Below are 17,510 nucleotides of genomic sequence, written 5' to 3' on the forward strand. Positions count from 1 at the left end.
ACTAGATGGCCGCAGGTCCGCTACTCGTCAGTGAGCCGCTGCAGCGCTACCGCGCGCTCGGCCTGGCCGGCGATCCGGTGTGGCGCGCCGCCGGACAGTTGCGCGCCGCCATCGCCGCGCGCCTGTCGCGCGAGCATGCCGATCTCCTGGCTCTGCCCGAGGCCGATCCGGGCGGGCGCAGCATCAACTGGTACGCACCTTTCGACGGCGAGGTGAGGCGGCTCGGAGATCTCGGCGATGCCGAGCGGCGCGAGGTCCTCGACAAGGTGCAACGCCTGCACGGCGAGATCGCCGGCCTCGCGACGCAGATGGAAGCAGCCGAACGCTCGAACGCGGAGCGCAACTTCGCCCGCCTGCTGCGCCACGCGCTGACCGCGCCGGGCGAGGAAACGCTCTACGTCGTCGACGGCCACCCGGTGATGACCTTCTGGGGCTTCACCGCCGACGCCGCGCTCCCGGGCGTGTTCCTCAACAGTCCGCCGCCTGCCGTCGCGCCGCGCCTGGCCGCCAACCCCGTCGGCCGACCGGAAGCCGTGATGGCCTCCGCGCCAGCCGTCGCTTCGGTCGCGGCGACGCGCACCGTCTGGTGGCAATGGTTGCTGCTTGGCGCGTTGCTGATGCTGATCCTGGCGCTGCTTGCCTGGCTGGTGCGCCCCTACCTGCCGCACCTCGAGCCGCGGATCGAGGCCGAGGCCCGCGAGCAGGCATTGCGCTTCGCCGTGCGCCAGCCGCTGGAGCTGCAGCAGACGCGCGTCTCGACCCTGGTGCAGGACAACGAATCCCTGCGCCTCGAATTGGCGCGCCTGACCGACGAACTCGCACGCCGTGGCGGCGACTGTGCCGCGGGCGTGCTCGGGCCGGGCGGCGTGATCGTCGGCTCCGTCGGCGGCCCGCCGATCGAGCGCGGGGCCGGCCCCGACCTGGGCGTGCCGGGCACAGATCCCGGCAAGGATGCCAGCAAGGACCTCGACAGGCAGCAGGAGGCCATGGGTCCAAACGGCAAGGATGGCAAGGGTCCGGACGAGCAGAACAAGGACAAGAACGGCGCGTCGAAGAACGACGGCCAGAACGGCAACAAGGACGTTGCCAAGAAGGACGAGCCGAAGCCGATGGTTGTGCCGCCCGAGGCCAAGCAGAAGCAGGACCTGGCCTTCCTCAAGGGCGACTGGCGCTCGCGCACCGGCCTCGCCACCGCGACCGGGGAGAACGACATCCGCCCCTCCTACACGCTCGACGACAAGGGCAAGGGCAAGGTGTCGTTCACCCAGAAGAACGGCGCCACCTGCGAGGCCCCGGCCGAGGCGCGCTGGGACGGCACCAGGCTGGTGATCGAGGAGAAGAGCAATCCACGCTGCAGCGACGGCAAGACCTACGCCCGCAATACCGTGAACTGCGAGATCGGCGCCGATGGTGCGGCGCAGTGCAAGGGCAGCCAGCCCGGCGACACGCGCAGCTACAAGGTGCAGATCGGGCGCTGAGACCCTACATACACATGCAGCATGATGGCCGTACTGGATTGACATGAGCGACCTTGCCCGCCTGCCGAGCTACCCCAGCCCGACGACGCTGATTGCCCGCTCCGGCATCCAGTTCCTCGACTTCGGCTTCGATCCCGTGCGCCTCAAGGTGCGCGAATGGGGCTTCCACGACGCCGCCGCCACGAGGGCGGTCGACGATCTGGTGCAGCTCGACTTCGACGAGGGCCGCGGCCAGTACGAGGTGGTCGAGAACGGCCGTCGTCGCGCCGCCGACCCCAACCTGGTCATCACCGCCAAGGACGCGCTCGCGCCCTTTCTCGACAAATGGGTGCCGGTGCCGTTCCTGCAGGTGCGGCCCAACAACCAGTTCCGCGAAGGCCCCGCCGATTGGGCCCGCGTGCGCGTGGTCGATCTCGAGGCGCGCTACGGCTCGGGCTATCGCGATGAGCAGGGCAACCGCTATCGCGCGGTGCTGGCGTTCGACACCGGCCTGATCGCCGAGGCCGAGGGCCGCGCCTATCTGGCGCCTTCGCCGAAGGACGTGACCTCGGGCGCGCTGTTCGCACTGGCGCCGCAGCAGCGGGCCAACCACTGGCTGCTGCGCCAGGGCTGGATGGTGCAATGGCTCGAGGAGCTGTTCCACGAACTGCATCCGCGCGCGACGGCGGAAGAGATCGACAACGACATCAAGCAGAAGCCTCAGGAAGCCACCGCACGCTACCTCGCCTTCCTCGGCCTGCTCGCGGCGGCCGCGCACTTCCCGCCAGTCAAGCTGGTCGGCGACGCCGAACGGCCCGGCCGCGGCGCCATCGAGGTCGACCTCGTGCTCGACGTCGGCAACTCGCGTACCTGCGGCCTGCTGATCGAGGCGGCGGGCGAGTTGGGCGTCAACCTGAACGATTCCTACGAACTCGCTTTGCGCGATCTCTCGCATCCCGAGGTCGTCCACACGCGCCCCTTCGAATCGCGCGTGGAGTTCGCCCAGGCCTGGTTCGGCAAGAACCATCTCTCGCGGCTGGGCGGTCGCGCCGATGCCTTCGTCTGGCCGACCATGACCCGCGTCGGTCCCGAAGCGACGCGGCTGGCGGCGCGCCGGCGCGGCACCGAAGGCAATACCGGCATGTCGAGCCCCAAGCGCTACCTGTGGGACGAGGAAGCGCAGCCCCGCGAATGGCGCTTCAATGTCGCCTATGCGCAGGACCAGACGGCGATGCCGGCCGCGGCCGGACCGATGGCCCAGCTCGTCAACCAGAAGGGTGAACCGCTGCATCTGGTCGATGCCGACGCCGATTCCGCCGATCACCTCCCGGTGTTCGAGCCGCTCTACTCGCGCTCCTCGGTGATGACCTTCGTGCTGACCGAAGTGCTGCTGCAGGCGCTCACCCTGATGAACTCGCCGCAGCAGCGCGGCCGCCGCGCCCATGCCGAGACGCCGCGCCGCCTGCGCCGCATCGTGCTCACCCTGCCGACCGGCATGCCGCTCGCCGAGCGGCTGATCTTCCGCAAGCGCGCCGAGGCCGCGCGCGACCTCGTCTGGATGATGATGGGCTGGAAGCTCGACGATCCAGCGGCGCCGGCGCCGCGCGTGCTCACCGACTGGGACGAGGCGAGCTGCACGCAACTCGTCTATCTCTACACGGAGGTCGCGCGCAATTTCGGCGGCGACGCACGCCGCTTCTTCCAGATCACGCGCAAGCCACGCGGCAAGCCGCCCGAGGACGTGCTCAACATCGCGAGCATCGACGTGGGCGGCGGCACCACCGACCTGATCATCAATTCCTACCGGCTCGAAGGCGCCGGTACGTCGGTGACGCTCTTCCCGGAACAGAAGTTCCGCGAGGGCTTCAACGTGGCGGGCGACGACATCCTGCTGCGCGTGGTCCAAGGCCATGTGCTGCCGCCGATCGAGTCGGCACTGCGCACCGCCGGCATCGCCAATCCGGGTGACCTGATGGCCGAGCTGGTGGGTGGCGATCGCGGCGGCGAGGACGTGATCCAGCGCAACCTGCGCCAGCAGTTCGCGCTGCAGATCGCCCAGCCGATCGCGCTCGAGTTTTTACGCGCAGCGGAGACCTACGATCCCACCTCCGGTGTCGTCGCAGCCGAGCCGCGCGCCTACGAGACCTTCTTCCCGGGCGGCGCCAAGCCGTCGGACGAAGTCGTCACCTTCGTGAACGAGGCGGCGCGCAAGCGCGGCGCCCAGAACTTCGACCTGCGCACCGTCGTGTTCCCGGTCGACCTGCCGGGCCTCGACAAGACGGTGCGCGCCGAGATGGGCCGCGTGCTGGCGCCGCTCGCCGAGATCGTCCACGCCTACGATTGCGACGTGCTGCTGCTCTCGGGTCGGCCCTCCCGCCTGCCCGGCATCCGCGCGCTGGTGATGGAGCTGCTGCCGCTGCCGCCGGAGCGGGTGATCTCGCTGCACGAGTACCGGGTCGGCGCCTGGTATCCGTTCCGCGACGCGCGCCTGCGCGTCGAGGATCCGAAGACCACGGTCGCGGTTGGTGCCATGATCGCGGCGCTGGCGCAGTCGCAGCTTCCGGACTTCTCCTTCCGCTCCGACCTGCTGCGCTCCAAGAGCATCGCCCGCTTCATCGGCAAGCTCGACGGCGGCGGTCGCCTGCAGAAGGAGGACCTCGTCTATCGCGACGTCGATCTCGACAATCGCGAGTACGAGCTGCCGGAGATCGCCTTCGAGTTCCGCGGCCCCATGTGGCTGGGCGCGCGCCAACTCGACCTGGTGCGCTGGCCGGCGGCGCGGCTCTACGCGCTGGAATTTGCCAAGCCCGAGTATGCCGAGCGCCATGCGCGCGAGACGCCGTTCCGGATTGCGCTGGCCCGGGTGAAGCCCAAGGACAAGGATTCGGGCGACGTCGAACGTTTCCGTCTGCGTCAGGTGACCAATCGCGATGGCCGTGCCGTCGCGCTCGACCGCCTGACTCTCCGCCTGCAGACATTGCCGCGCCGTGAGGGCTACTGGCTCGACACGGGCATGCTCAAGACCGGTTAAGGACCGTTCGGGAAGATCATGGACACAGTCGATCTCAAGCTGGCCCAGGACTGCGAGGCGCTGGCCGTCACCGCGAGCGAGGGCGTGGCGTGGCTGCGCAACGCGGCGGAGCAGTCGCCGACCGTGGCGCAGCAGGCGCCGTCGCTGGTCGGTGAGCTGCAGAAGGTTCGCAATCAGAGCCGCAAGCTCGCACGCGCCGCGCGACGTCGCATGTGCGTGGGCGTGTTTGGCCCCAGCCAGGCCGGCAAGTCCTATCTCGTCTCGATCCTGGCGAGCCGCGACGGCCGCCCGCTGCAGGCGCGCTTCGCCGACAAGGCCTACGATTTCCTGCGCGAGATCAACCCGCCGGGCAATCGCGAATCGACCGGCCTCGTCACCCGCTTCGGCCTCGGCCTCAGCGACGGCTCGACGGAGTTCCCGGTGCGTGTGCGGCTGCTGACGCAGACCGACATCGTGAAGATCCTGGGCAACTCCTTCCTGCTCGACTTCGACCACCAGAAGGCCGAGTTCATCGGCCCCGATGGCGCCGCGATCCGCAAGCGCCTGACCGAGCTGCGCGCCAAGGCGCATCCCGCGCCGGTCGGCGACCTCGAGTCCGACGACGTGCTCGACCTGATCGAGTATTTCGACACGTTCTTCGCCGGCGTCACTGCCGAGCTGCGCACCGACTACTGGCGCGAGGCCATCGAACTCGCGCCGCGCCTGTCGGGCACCGACCGCGCCCGCCTGTGGTCGGTCCTGTGGTACGACTTCCAGCCCTTTACCGATCTCTACCTCACGCTCTACGACGGGCTGCAGAAGCTCGGTCACGCGCCCGAAGCCCTGCTGGGCATGGACGCGCTGATTCCGCGCGAGAAGAGCATCGTCGACGTCCTGACGCTCGACCGCCTCGGCGCCGACGGCGACGACACGCTGCTGGTGCGGCCCCGCCAGGCAGACGGCCGGTCCTCGCCCGACGCGCGCCTGCCACGCTCGCTGGTCTGCGCGCTCACCGCCGAGCTGAACGTCGCGATCGACGAGAAGCCTTGGGATTTCTTCGATCACACCGACCTGCTCGACTTTCCCGGCGCCCGTTCGCGCCTGAAGCTCGCCAACCTCGACGACGTCGCCAAGACCAAGGGTGTCGCCGAGGGCGCCAACCCGCTGCGCGAGCTGCTGCTGCGCGGCAAGGTGGCCTATCTTTTCCAGCGCTACTCCGCCGAACGCGAACTCAGTGCCATTCTTCTCTGCATTCCCGACGGCAACCAGGAAGTCCGCGATCTCTCCGACATGATGACGGCGTGGATCGACCAGACGATCGGCGCCACCCCGGCCGACCGCGCCAAGCAGAAGAACGCGCTGTTCCTCGTACTCACCAAGATGGATCGCGAGTTCGAGCAGAAGGCCGGCGAGACCGAGGAATCGCGGCGCCTGCGCTGGAGCGCGCGTCTCGGCAACTCGCTGGTCAACAACTTCCGGGGCGAGTGGCCGCTCAACTGGAACGGCAAGCCGTTCGACAACAGCTTCTGGCTGCGCAATCCGACCGTCATCGACGAGCGGCTCATGGAGTGTGATGGCGGCCGCGAGGTCGGCATCGCCGATAGCTTCGCCCAGCGCGCCGGCGAGCTGCGCCGCCACTTCGTCGAGAACGAGGATGTGCGCCGCCACTTCGCCAATCCGGCCCTCGCCTGGGACGAAGCCTTCCGCGCCAACGACGGCGGCGTGGCGTACCTGGTGAAGAGCCTGATCCCGGTCTGCGATCCCGCCATCAAGCGCGCCCAGGTCCGCGGCCAGCTCGACGTGCAGCTGCGCCGCCTGGTCGACCGGCTTGCCGGCTTCCACAGCGCATCCGACGGCGATGCCCGCGCCAAGAAGCGCGATCTCATCCAGACGGTGCTGCGCGGTCTCGCCAACGTCATCCAGCAGCAGCTGTTCGGCGAACTGGTGGCCGCGCTGCAGGTGGCCGACACGGCGCTGCGCGAGATCTACTTCCGCATCGCCACGGCGCAGCCCTCCGAAGAGGGCCTGGGCAAGAACGGGATGGGCAAGAACGGCAAGCTGCAGCCGGCCGCCGCGCAATCGACCGGTGCCGCCGTCGATATCGGCGCCATCTTCGCCGACGTGTTCGGCGAGGAGACCGGCCGCACCCCGCCGCCGTCCGGCGTGATCGAGGACCGGGCGGAGCGCTTCGCCCGCGAGGCCGCGGAATACTGGCTGGAGAACATGCGCCGCGTCGGCGCCGACGAGAAGGCGCTGTCGCACTTCGGCGTCGATCGCCAGCATCTCGGCTGGCTGATCGACGAGCTGATCGTCGGCGCCCACAGGCTGAAGCTGATCGACCAGCTCTCCCACGAGGTACGCGAGCTGGAGAACGCGGCCAACGCCAAGTGGGAGGAGATCGCCGAGCGCCAGGTACGCACGGCCTCTTCGGCGCTGAACGGCTATGTGAGCGCGCTGGGCTTCGACAAGCTGCCGCTCGATCAGCGCCCGGGCCTGCCGCCCAACGCGCCGCTGCGCCGGGTGTTCGAGCAGCCGACGATCATGATCGACGGCATCCCGCAGCTCAGCGAGAACCCGGCGCCGATCTACGCCGACTACTGCAAGGACTGGATGCGCGCTTTCCTGCAGCTGGCAATGGACAATGTCGGCTACGAAGGCGGCCGCGAGATCACGCCCGAGCAGAACGACCGGCTGGGCGCCATCCTGCGCACCGTGGCGGCCTGAGGATTCCGATGCCCGTCCGCGCGACCATTGCCCCGCTGCCGGAACCCGGCCACGCGCTGTTGCGCGTGAGCGAACTCGATGCGGCACCCGAAGGCCTCACCCTTTCGATCCAGCGCCAGCAGGGCCCCGAGACGCATCTCGCCGATGACGGATGGCGCCGCACCGAGACCTGGCTGCTGCCCGACGAGGTGAGCCGCAACGGCGACGTGCTGGAGTTCCATCTCGGCCCCGAGATCTGCGACCGGCTGGCCGGTATCGCCACCGTGCGCCTGCGCGTGCGCGAGCCCGACATCGGCGTGGTCGGCACGACGGTCGTGGCCTGGCCCGCGATGCTGACGTCGGGCGCGGCAGGCACTTCCGGCACCTACGACGACACGGTGCGCTTGCGCCGCCGCCAGCAGGCCGCGCCGCCGCCTCCGCCCGAACTGCCGCCACCGCTGGAAATCCCGCCCGAGCCGCCGCCTCCCCCGCCGCCGCGTCCCGAACTGCGGGCGGCGCGCGATCCGATGGCCGACGTGCCGAAGCGCTCCGGCGCGACGGGCTGGATGATCGCGGCCGTCCTCGTGCTGCTGGCGGTGGGCGGCGGTTATTACTACTGGACCAACCATCTGCACCCGCCGGAGCCGGTGGTGGCGGCGCCCCCGCCCGCGCCGACGCCCCTTCAGCCGGCCGCGTCGCAGCCCCCGCCCAAGTCGGTGCGCGAGACGGTGGCCGAGTATTTCGCGACCAAGCCCGCGCCGGACGCGATGCTCGCCAAGGCGCAGGAGTTCGCCAAGGCCGGCGATGTTTCCGCCGCCTTCCTGGTCTATCGCCACGCCGCCGAGCAGGGCAGCGCCGCCGCGCAGCTTGAACTCGCGTCCTTCTACGATCCCACACAGCCCGCCCGGGCCGGATTCCCGCATGACGGCACGCAGGCGGCCGACTGGTACGAGCGCGCGGCGCTGACGGGACTGGCCGAGGCGCAGCGCAAGCTCGGCCTGTTGCTGGCCAAGGGCGGCGCCGGGCTCAGCGCCGATGTGACAAAGGCCAGGGTTTGGCTACAACAGGCGGCGGCACAGAACGATGCCGAGGCAAAGAAGGCGCTGGACGGTCTGCCCAAATGAAGTGGAGTCTCCTGCTGCCGGTGACGGCGGCGCTTCTTGCCGGACCGGCGCAGGCACAGACGGCAAAACCCGCAAGCCCGCCGCCACCGCCGACCAACCTCGCCTGCGGTGTACTCAAGGCGGAGACTTCGAAGACGGGCTCTACTTCGAACTGGACCGTCTCAGGCCCGGCGGGAAAGAACACCGAGACCGGCGTGCTGAAGAGCGGCCCGCGCTTCGAGTGCCTCGAGGGCGCCGTGCTGACGGTCGAGTTCACGTCGACCGCCGGGCACTCCTTCTTCGATGCCTACTTTCCCGACGGCACCAACATCGGCTACGGCCGCCAGCAGATCGATCGTCGCGGCGGCCGCGTCATCCTGCCGATCCAGGCCAAGGGCCGCATCGCCGCGCCCTACCGCACCGCCTTCGACTATCACTGCAAGCTCACCATGCCAGCCGATCCGATCACCCCTGCCATGCGGGCGGAGTGCGCCTTTTAGCAAGACGAGCTCCGCGAGGCCTTGCAGGCCGCCGAACCGGCGCCCGCGGGTGCGTGATCGTGGAAGGTCCGGAATGCGCCTGCATCGACGGGCTTTCGGCCGTTCGCGACCGCGCGACCGGCGCGGGCCTCGACGTCGTCTCGTTCGATCACGGGGCGGAGCGGCTCGTCCTCAGACCAGCCGGTATCCCACGCCGGGCTCGGTGAGGACGTGCTGCGGCGAAGCAGGATCGGTTTCGATCTTCTGGCGAAGCTGGCGGATGTAGACGCGCAGGTATTGCGGATCGACGGCCTCGTCGCGCCACACCTCGCGCAGCAGGTGACGATGCGTCAGCACCTTGCCGGCATGGATCGCGAGCTGTTCGAGGATGTCGTACTCCTTGGGCGACAGCTTCACCGCCTCGCCGTCCCGCTCGACCAGCCGCCGCACCAGATCCACCTTCAGCGTGCCGCTGGCGAAACCGCGGTCCGCGCCCTGCTGCTGCAGCCGGTGGCGCAGCGCCGCACGCAGCCGCGCCATCAGTTCCTCGGCGCCGAACGGCTTGGTGACGTAGTCGTCCGCACCGGAATCGAGGGCCGCCACCTTGGTGGCCTCCTCGCCGCGGCCCGAGAGGACGACGATAGGCACCGGCCCGAACTTGCGGATCTCCGCGATCAGTTCGAGGCCGTCGCGATCGGGCAGGCCGAGATCGAGCAGGATCAGGTCCGGCCGGTGATGCCGCATCGCCTGCAGCGCTTCCGCACCGGTAGCCGCCTCCAAGGTGCGATAGTCGTGCCCTGCCAGGGTCGTGCGCAGCAGCCGGCGGATCGGCGGCTCGTCCTCGACGATCAGGATCGTGGCGCCGTCAGCGGTCATTCGGAGACACCGGGAAACTCACCATGAACTCCGCACCGCTGCGATCGCTCCTGTTGCGCGCGGTGAGCGTACCGCCCATCGCCTCGACGAAGCCACGGGCAATGGCGAGGCCCAGCCCCGTGCCGGCCCGCCGCCGGTCGCCCGATTCGGCGCGATAGAACTTGTCGAAGATACGATCGAGATCGCCCTCTGCAAGTCCCGGTCCCTCGTCGCGCACCACGATCTCGACCCGGCTCCCCTCCCGCCTCGCCTCGACCGAAATCCGGCCGCCGGGCGCGGAATATTTGGCGGCATTGTCGAGCAGGTTGAACAGGACCTGCTCGGCCAGGACGAAATCGAGCTGCAGCGGCGGCAGGTCAGGCGACACCGTGCTCGAGGTCGCGTGGCCGGCGACCAGCGGTGCGGCACGCCGCAGGGCGGTCGAGACCAGGTCGCCCACTTCGACGGCCTCGCGCCGGGGCACGATCGCGCCTGCGTCGAGGCGCGTCATGTCGAGGAGGTTGCCGACGAAGCGGTCGAGGCGTTCGGCCTCGCCCTGCGCCGTCGCCAGCAGCTCCTCGCGTGCGGCTGCGTCGTAACGCTCGCCGAAACTGCGCAGACTGGACAGCGCTCCGATGATCGAGGCGAGCGGCGTGCGCAGGTCGTGCGATACAGAGGTGAGCATCGCCGAGCGCAGACGCTCGCGCTCGGCGCCCAGTCGGGCCTGGTCGATATCCTCGGCCAGCGTCACGCGCTCGATCGCGACCGCGGCCTGATTGCCCACCGCCTCGAGCAGCCGGCGCTCGCCCGCGGTCAGTTCATGGCCTTCTTTCTTCGGCAACACGCCGATCACCGCGATCGCCGAGCGGCTGGTGCGGATGGGCACGAACAACCAGCGCCCGCCCGGCAACGTATCGGTGCCCCGGCCCGCCGGCCGGTCGGCATCCCAGGACCAGCGCGCGGCCGCGAGATCGGCTTCGCTCAGCGCCCCGTCCGGCGGAAAGGCCGCGCGGGTCGCGAGGCCGCCCGCCTCCGGCATCAGCACGACGATTTCCGCGGCGAGCAAACGGGCGAGATGCGAGACCACGATCCAGAGGAGATCGTAGAGATCGACGACGCCCGCGATCTTGCGGCTGAAGGCGTAGAGCCCGGCGGTGGTCCGTGCCTCGCGACGGGCCGATTCGGTCTGGGTGCGGGTTCGCGCCGCCAGCGCGCTGGCGATCACCGCCACCACGACGAACAGGAACAGCGCCATCACGTTGGCCGGGTCGGCGATGGTGAACTGGTAGAGCGGCGGCAGGAAGAAGAAGTTGAAACAGGCGACACTGAGCGCGGAGACCCAGAGCGACGGCACCAGCCCGTAACGCGCCGCCGAAAACAGCACCGGCAGCACGAAGACCAGCGAGATGTTGGGCAGCACGATCAGCCGGTCGACCAGGACGCCGATGGCGGTGGCCACGGCTGTCGCCAGCGCACCTTCGAGATAGGGGCCGGGCGTGAGCGGCACGTCGCGCAGCCAGTCGCGCGGGCCGCCTTTCTGCTCCCCCTCGCCCGACGGCGCCACCTCGATGGCGAGCCCGGATCCTGCCCGGACCAGCTCGTCGACGACCGAACCGTGGCGCAGCTCGAACCAGCGCGAGCGTCGCGACTTGCCGACCACGACGCGCGTGGCGTTGCGCGAGCGCGCGAAGGCCAGGACCTCCTCGACGACCGAGCGACCGGGCACCGTTACGATCTCGGCGCCGAGTTGGGCCGCCAGGCGCTGCGCCTCGGCCAGCCGCGCGTGCTCGGCATCCGACAGGGTGGCATGCCGGTCGGTCTCGACGTAGAGCGCGATCAGCTCGGCATCGAGTGCGTCGGCGCTGCGCTTGGCCGCGCGCACGGCATTGGAGGCGCCCGGTCCCGGATCGAGGCAGACGATCACCCGTTCGCCGGCGGCCCACGGACCGGCGATCGCATGCTCGCGCATGTAGCTGCGCATCTGTTCGTCGACGCGCACGGCGGTGCGCCGGAGCGCCAGCTCACGCAAGGCCGTGAGGTTGCCGGGCGAGAAATAGTGGCGCAGGGCGCGCTGCGCCTGGTCTCGAACATAGACCTTGCCCTGCGCGAGGCGGGCGATCAGGTCGGCGGGCGTCAGGTCGATCAGCTCGACCTCGTCGGCGGCATCGACCACGCGGTCGGGCACGGTCTCGCGCACGCGGATGCGCGTGATGCGCGCCACCACGTCGTTCAGGCTCTCGATGTGCTGGACGTTCAGGGTCGAATAGACATCGATGCCGGCGGCCAGCAGCTCCTCGACGTCGAGGTAACGCTTGGGATGGCGGCTGCCCTCGGCGTTGGTGTGGGCGAGCTCGTCGACCAGGACCAGCGCCGGGCGCCGCTTCAGGATGGCGTCGAGGTCCATCTCGCCGATCGTGCGGCCGCGATACTCGACCATGCGACGCGGCAGGATCTCCAGCCCCTTGAGCTGGGCCTCGGTCTCGACGCGGCCGTGGGTCTCGGCGACGCCCACCACCACGTCGAGCCCCTCGCGCAGCCGCCGGTGGGCGGCCGACAGCATCTCCCAGGTCTTGCCGACGCCCGGCGCCGCGCCGAGGAAGATCTTGTGCTTGCCGCGCGACTCCTTCTCCGCCGCCTTCAGGAGCGCGTCGGGCGAGGGCCGGAGATCGTCAGCGGTCGCGGGCATTCGGGCCGATCATTGTCACCGCTTGGCCAGCCCGTCGAGGGCGAGGTTGAGTTGCAGCACGTTGATCCGCGGCTCGCCCAGCAGGCCGTACATGCGGCCCTCGGTGTACTGGTTCACCAGCGCCTGCACCTCGATCTCGCGCAGGCCGCGCGCCCTGGCCACGCGCGCGATCTGCCAGGCCGCCGCCGCGGGCGAGACATGCGGATCGAGTCCGCTGCCGGAGGTCGTCACCAGGTCGACCGGCACGCCCTTGCCAAGCCTGTCGGCGTCCTCCTTGACGCGGTCGATCAGGGCCTTGGAGGTCGGCCCCAGGTTCGAGCCCGCCGAATTGGCCGCGTTGTAGGGCGCGGCGACGGTCTTGGCCGAATCGGCCGGATCGGTGTCGGTCGTGGCCGAGGGCCGGCCGTGGAAATAGCCTTCGCCGGTGAAGGACTGGCCGATCAGCGTCGATCCGACGACCTTGCCGTCCTTCTCGACGAGCGAGCCGCCGGCCTGCCCCGGGAAGGCCGCACCCGCGACCCCGACCATCGCCAGCGGATAGGCGATGCCCAGCAGGACGGTCATCAGCAGCAGCATGACGACGGATGCACGAAAATGGCGAAGCATGACGATCTCCTTCAGGCGAGGCCGGCGGCCGCGACCACCACGTCGATCAGCTTGATGCCGACGAAGGGCACGACGAGGCCGCCGATTCCATAGACGAGCAGGTTGCGGCGCAGCAGCGCGGCGGCACCGCTCGGCCGGTACTGCACGCCACGCAGGGCGAGCGGGATCAACGCGACGATGATCAGGGCGTTGAAGATGATGGCCGAGAGAATGGCGCTCTGCGGCGTCGCCAGGCCCATGACGTTCAGCACGCCCAGTTGCGGATAGAAGGCGATGAACATCGCCGGGATGATGGCAAAGTACTTCGCCACGTCGTTGGCGATCGAGAACGTCGTGAGCGCGCCGCGCGTCATCAGCAGTTGCTTGCCGATGGCCACGATCTCGATGAGCTTGGTCGGGTCGCTGTCGAGGTCGACCATGTTGCCGGCCTCGCGCGCGGCGTTGGTGCCGGTCTGCATGGCGACGCCGACATCGGCCTGGGCGAGCGCCGGCGCATCGTTGGTGCCGTCGCCGCACATGGCGACCAGCTTGCCCTTGGCCTGCTCCTCGCGGATGAGGTGCAGCTTGGCCTCCGGGGTCGCCTGCGCGAGGAAGTCGTCGACGCCCGCTTCGGCGGCGATCGCGGCCGCGGTCTGCGGATTGTCGCCGGTGATCATCACCGTGCGGATGCCCATGGCGCGCAGCTCGGCGAAGCGCTCGCGTATGCCGCCCTTCACGATGTCCTTAAGATAGACCACACCCAGGATGCGGCCGTTGCGCGACACGCCGAGCGGCGTTCCGCCCTCCTTGGCGACGGTCGTCGCGATGCGGGTCACCTCATCGACCGGCGGCGTGATGCCGAGGGAGCGGGCATGCTCGATCACCGATTCGATCGCACCCTTGCGGATGACCGCGCCTTCATGGTCGACGCCGCTCATGCGCGTCTGGGCCGTGAAGGGCACGAACCTGGCGTGCAGCTCCGCCACGTCGACGCCGCGCAGGCCGTATTTCTCCTTGGCCAGCACGACGATCGAGCGACCCTCGGGCGTCTCGTCGGCCAGGCTGGCGAGCTGGGCCACCTGCGCCACCTCGTCCTCGGTGACGCCCGTCACCGGAATGAATCGGGTGGCGTGGCGGTTGCCGAGCGTGATGGTGCCGGTCTTGTCGAGCAGCAGCGTGTCGACGTCGCCCGCCGCCTCGACGGCACGGCCGGAGGTCGCCAGCACGTTGAAGCGCACCAGCCGGTTCATGCCGGCGATGCCGATGGCCGACAGCAGCGCGCCGATGGTCGTGGGGATCAGGGCGACGAACAGGGCGATCAGGACGACGACGGAAACCGCGCCGCCGGCATAGGTCGCGAAGCTCGGGATGGTGACGACCGCCAGAACGAAGATCAGGGTGAGGCCGGCCAGCAGGACGCTGAGCGCCAGCTCGTTGGGCGTCTTCTGGCGGGCCGCGCCTTCGACCAGGGCGATCATGCGGTCAAGGAAGCTCGATCCCTCCTCCGCGGTGATGCGGACCTTGATACGGTCCGACAGGACGCGCGTGCCGCCGGTCACGGCCGAGCGGTCGCCGCCGGCCTCGCGGATGACCGGCGCGGATTCGCCGGTGATGGCCGATTCGTCGATGGTGGCCACGCCTTCGATGATCTCGCCGTCACCCGGCACCAGGTCGCCGGCCTCGACCAGCACCTTCTCGCCGACCTTGAGCGTGTGGGCGCGGCGCGGCTCGAACGTGTCGCCGACGCCCAGCAGCACCTTGGCCATGGTCTCGCTGCGCATGCGGCGCAGCGTGTCGGCCTGCGCCTTGCCGCGGCCCTCGGCGACCGCCTCGGCGAAGGTGGCGAACAGGACGGTGATCCACAGCCAGACGACGATCTGGATCTGGAAGCCGCTGCCCGCCACGCCGGTCACGACGTCGCGCACCGTGAGGACGGTAGCCGCCAGCGCCACCATCTCGACGGTGAACATCACCGGGTTCTTCACCAGCTCGCGCGGGTCGAGCTTGGTGAGGCTGCCCAGCAGGGCGGGTTTCAGGATCGCAGGGTCCAACAGGGACTGCGATTTTTCGCGCTTGCTCATGATGAAGCCTCGTTAGAACAGCGTGCCAGCGAGCAGGGCGAAGTGCTCGACGATGGGGCCGAGGGCCAGGGCCGGCAGGAAGGTGAGACCGCCGACGATCAGCACCGCGCCGACCAGCAGGCCGACGAACAGCGGACCGTGGGTCGGAAAGGTGCCGGCCGAGGCCGCAGCCTTGCGCTTGGCGGCCAGCGCACCGGCCACCGCCAGCATCGGGATGATGATGGCGAAGCGGCCAACCATCATCGCGACGGCAAGCGTGCCGTTGTAGAAGACGGTGTTGGCGGTCAGGCCGCCGAAGGCGCTGCCGTTGTTCGCCGCGGCCGACGTATAGGCATAGAGGATTTCGCTGAAGCCGTGCGGGCCGGCATTGGCCGGGCCCGCGAGGCCCGCCGGCACGACGCTGGCCAGCGCCGTGAAGCCCAGGACGGCGAGCGGCACGCAGAGGATCGCCAGCATGGTGAACTTCACCTCGCGCGCCTCGATCTTCTTGCCGACATACTCGGGCGTCCGGCCGACCATCAGACCCGCCAGGAAGATCGCCAGCACGGCGAACAGCAGCATGCCGTAGAGGCCTGCGCCGACGCCGCCGATGATGATCTCGCCCAGCAGCATGTTGATCAGCGGGACCATGCCGCCGAGCGGCATGAAGCTGTCGAGCATGGCGTTGACGGCGCCGCATGAAGCGGCGGTGGTAATGACCGCGAACAAGGCCGACAGAGGCGCGCCGAAACGCACTTCCTTGCCCTCCATGTTGCCGGCGGCATTGTCGACGCCGAGCGCGCCGATCAGCGGATTGCCGCCCGCCTCGGCCCAGTAGCAGACGACGACGCCCGCCAGGAACAGCACGCTCATGGCGGCCAGGATCGCCCAGCCCTGGCGCTCGTCGCCGACGGCGCGGCCGAACAGGTTGGTCAGCGCCGCGCCGATCGCGAAGATCGACAGCATCTGTACAAGGTTGGAGAGCGCCGTCGGATTCTCGTAAGGGTGCGCGGAGTTGGCGTTGAAAAAGCCGCCGCCGTTGGTACCCAGCATCTTGATGGCGAGCTGCGAGGCCACCGGCCCCTGAGCGATGGTCTGTTTGGCACCCTCGACGGTCGTGGCCTCGACATAGGACGACAGGTTCTGCGGCACGCCCTGCCAGACGTAGAACACCGTCAGCAGCAGACAGAAGGGCAACAGCACGTAGAGCGTGACGCGCACCATGTCGGCCCAGAAGTTGCCAATCCCTTTGGACTCGGCGCGCGCAAAGCCGCGCACCAGCGCCACGGCGAGCGCAATGCCGGTGGCCGCGCTCAGGAAGTTCTGAACCGAGAGGCCGGCCATCTGCGAGAGATAGCTCATGGTCGTCTCGCCGCCGTAGCTCTGCCAGTTGGTGTTGGTCAGGAAGCTGACGGCCGTATTGCCCGCGAGGTCGGGCGCCACGGCAGACATTCCCTGCGGATTGAGCGGCAGCAGATCCTGGAGGCGCAGCAGAAAATAGAGAAAGGCGAAGCCCACAATGTGGAAGACCACCATGGCGCGGGCATAGACCCACCAGCTCTGTTCCTCCGACGGATCGATGCCGGCAAGACGATAGAAGCCGCGCTCGACCGGCCGCAGCACCGGCGACAGCAGCGTGCGCCGGCCTGCCATGACGTTGTCGAGATAGCCGCCCAGCGGCCGCGTGAGCAGCAGCACGAGGCCGCAGAAGAGCGCGATCTGCGCCCAGCCATTGAGAGTCATGATCGCCTCAGAATTTCTCCGGCCGCGCCAGCGCGACCGTCAGATAGACGAGCAGAAGGACGGCAAGGCCGCCGCCGAGCAGATAGTCGAAGCTCATGGCCGCCTCACAGCCTGCGACAGAGGCGTTCGTAGGCGATCAATAGGCAGAACAGCACGAGGCCGCCGCCGAAGAACAGGATGTCGAACATGAAGAACTCCTTCGCCGGCATAAGAGGATGCCAGGGCATAGGAATTCGAGCCGGCGGGCCTGCAGCCGGCATAGGAAACTCATAGGACTTTCAGGGGCGGCCCGATCGGCGAGCCGGCCGGCCCGCTAGGCGCGGAACCGCAGGCTGACCGCCAGCATGCGCAGCGAGAGGATGGCGAGGCTGAGGCCCAGCATGGCGAACAGCAGGCTGGGTTCGGCGAGCGGCTGGCCGCGATAGGGAAAGATCTGGCCGCCGATCAGCATGAACAGCCAGATGCCGCCCCAGCTGGCCATCTCGAACAGCGACGCCGAACCGGGAACGTAGGCCGGGGGCTTCGGATAGCCGGGCGCGAAGCGCACGCGCCAGAACATGTAGGCCGAGGCCAGGATGAACCAGAGAAAGGCCAGGAACTGCACCGCAGCCAGCAGGGTCACCGGCTTCGGCATGCGACACCAGAAGGCCGGCAGGCCGCCGGCACACAGCCCGTCGAGCGCCCCCGCCGTGAAACCGACTGCCGCGCCCTCCAGCGACAGGTTCGCGAGCGCGACATAGGCGACGACGGTCGCCGCGATGGGCGACAGGCCCACCACCCACTCCCACGTCAGGAGCGGCGTCATCTTCGATCTGGGTTCGGCCATCGA

The 17,510-nt window shown here is 69.2% G+C and carries 12 protein-coding genes; 5 read left to right on the forward strand and 7 right to left on the reverse strand.

The genetic code is table 11. The features are described from left to right. The first annotated feature begins 5 nt into the window (after positions 1-5). The 5 genes from LJ725_RS17985 to LJ725_RS18005 are packed head-to-tail and all read left to right on the forward strand — an operon-like array spanning position 6 to position 8,773. Positions 6-1,478 (forward strand): hypothetical protein, encoded by a 1,473-nt coding sequence (locus LJ725_RS17985; RefSeq protein ID WP_230552019.1) that lies wholly within the window; start codon positions 6-8, stop codon positions 1,476-1,478. Between the two features lie 43 nt (positions 1,479-1,521). Beyond that, positions 1,522-4,488 (forward strand): virulence factor SrfB, encoded by a 2,967-nt coding sequence (locus LJ725_RS17990; RefSeq protein WP_230552020.1) that lies wholly within the window; start codon positions 1,522-1,524, stop codon positions 4,486-4,488. A gap of 18 nt (positions 4,489-4,506) precedes the next feature. Then, positions 4,507-7,191 carry a virulence factor SrfC family protein gene (locus LJ725_RS17995; protein WP_230552021.1) on the forward strand — a complete coding sequence of 895 codons (2,685 nt, stop codon included), beginning with the start codon at positions 4,507-4,509 and terminating at the stop codon, positions 7,189-7,191. An 8-nt stretch (positions 7,192-7,199) separates the two neighbouring features. After that, a complete protein-coding gene (locus LJ725_RS18000; protein ID WP_230552022.1) occupies positions 7,200-8,294 on the forward strand; it encodes a tetratricopeptide repeat protein in 1,095 nt (364 codons plus the stop codon). Next, complete coding sequence (locus tag LJ725_RS18005) at positions 8,291-8,773, forward strand: hypothetical protein (protein WP_230552023.1); 483 nt, start codon at positions 8,291-8,293, stop codon at positions 8,771-8,773. Before LJ725_RS18000 ends, LJ725_RS18005 begins: the two co-directional genes overlap by 4 nt. 171 nt (positions 8,774-8,944) lie before the next feature. On the opposite strand, the gene LJ725_RS18010 is transcribed toward LJ725_RS18005, so the two are convergent. The 7 genes from LJ725_RS18010 to LJ725_RS18040 form a co-directional block, all read right to left on the reverse strand. Further along, positions 8,945-9,628: a response regulator gene (locus tag LJ725_RS18010; protein ID WP_230552024.1), complete on the reverse strand. Its 684-nt coding sequence runs from the start codon at positions 9,626-9,628 to the stop codon at positions 8,945-8,947. Beyond that, on the reverse strand, positions 9,618-12,293 hold the full coding sequence (locus tag LJ725_RS18015; RefSeq protein ID WP_230552025.1) for a sensor histidine kinase: 2,676 nt from the start codon (positions 12,291-12,293) through the stop codon (positions 9,618-9,620). Before LJ725_RS18015 ends, LJ725_RS18010 begins: the two co-directional genes overlap by 11 nt. A gap of 15 nt (positions 12,294-12,308) precedes the next feature. Then, on the reverse strand, positions 12,309-12,899 hold the full coding sequence (gene kdpC / locus LJ725_RS18020) for a potassium-transporting ATPase subunit KdpC (protein ID WP_230552026.1): 591 nt from the start codon (positions 12,897-12,899) through the stop codon (positions 12,309-12,311). An 11-nt stretch (positions 12,900-12,910) separates the two neighbouring features. Then, entirely contained in the window at positions 12,911-14,959 is a 2,049-nt protein-coding gene (gene kdpB / locus LJ725_RS18025) for a potassium-transporting ATPase subunit KdpB (protein ID WP_230552027.1), read from the reverse strand. Positions 14,960-14,971: 12 nt separating this feature from the next. Beyond that, positions 14,972-16,681, reverse strand: coding sequence for a potassium-transporting ATPase subunit KdpA (gene kdpA, locus LJ725_RS18030; protein ID WP_230552028.1), 1,710 nt, complete (start codon positions 16,679-16,681; stop codon positions 14,972-14,974). 7 nt (positions 16,682-16,688) lie between these two features. Further along, positions 16,689-16,778 (reverse strand): K(+)-transporting ATPase subunit F, encoded by a 90-nt coding sequence (kdpF, locus tag LJ725_RS18035; RefSeq protein WP_230552029.1) that lies wholly within the window; start codon positions 16,776-16,778, stop codon positions 16,689-16,691. A 216-nt stretch (positions 16,779-16,994) separates the two neighbouring features. Next, on the reverse strand, positions 16,995-17,507 hold the full coding sequence (locus LJ725_RS18040) for a hypothetical protein (RefSeq protein ID WP_230552030.1): 513 nt from the start codon (positions 17,505-17,507) through the stop codon (positions 16,995-16,997). Positions 17,508-17,510 lie beyond the last annotated feature (3 nt).

This window comes from Reyranella aquatilis (assembly GCF_020880995.1).
Lineage (GTDB): Bacteria > Pseudomonadota > Alphaproteobacteria > Reyranellales > Reyranellaceae > Reyranella > Reyranella aquatilis.

Bases quoted from the DNA above. Each gene is read 5' to 3' on its own strand.
- LJ725_RS17985 (WP_230552019.1), top strand. From the start codon at position 6: ATGGCCGCAGGTCCGCTACTCGTCAGTGAGCCGCTGCAGCGCTACCGC.
- LJ725_RS17990 (WP_230552020.1), top strand. From the start codon at position 1,522: ATGAGCGACCTTGCCCGCCTGCCGAGCTACCCCAGCCCGACGACGCTG.
- LJ725_RS17995 (WP_230552021.1), top strand. From the start codon at position 4,507: ATGGACACAGTCGATCTCAAGCTGGCCCAGGACTGCGAGGCGCTGGCC.
- LJ725_RS18000 (WP_230552022.1), top strand. From the start codon at position 7,200: ATGCCCGTCCGCGCGACCATTGCCCCGCTGCCGGAACCCGGCCACGCG.
- LJ725_RS18005 (WP_230552023.1), top strand. From the start codon at position 8,291: ATGAAGTGGAGTCTCCTGCTGCCGGTGACGGCGGCGCTTCTTGCCGGA.
- LJ725_RS18010 (WP_230552024.1), bottom strand. From the start codon at position 9,628: ATGACCGCTGACGGCGCCACGATCCTGATCGTCGAGGACGAGCCGCCG.
- LJ725_RS18015 (WP_230552025.1), bottom strand. From the start codon at position 12,293: ATGCCCGCGACCGCTGACGATCTCCGGCCCTCGCCCGACGCGCTCCTG.
- kdpC (WP_230552026.1), bottom strand. From the start codon at position 12,899: ATGCTTCGCCATTTTCGTGCATCCGTCGTCATGCTGCTGCTGATGACC.
- kdpB (WP_230552027.1), bottom strand. From the start codon at position 14,959: ATGAGCAAGCGCGAAAAATCGCAGTCCCTGTTGGACCCTGCGATCCTG.
- kdpA (WP_230552028.1), bottom strand. From the start codon at position 16,681: ATGACTCTCAATGGCTGGGCGCAGATCGCGCTCTTCTGCGGCCTCGTG.
- kdpF (WP_230552029.1), bottom strand. From the start codon at position 16,778: ATGAGCTTCGACTATCTGCTCGGCGGCGGCCTTGCCGTCCTTCTGCTC.
- LJ725_RS18040 (WP_230552030.1), bottom strand. From the start codon at position 17,507: ATGGCCGAACCCAGATCGAAGATGACGCCGCTCCTGACGTGGGAGTGG.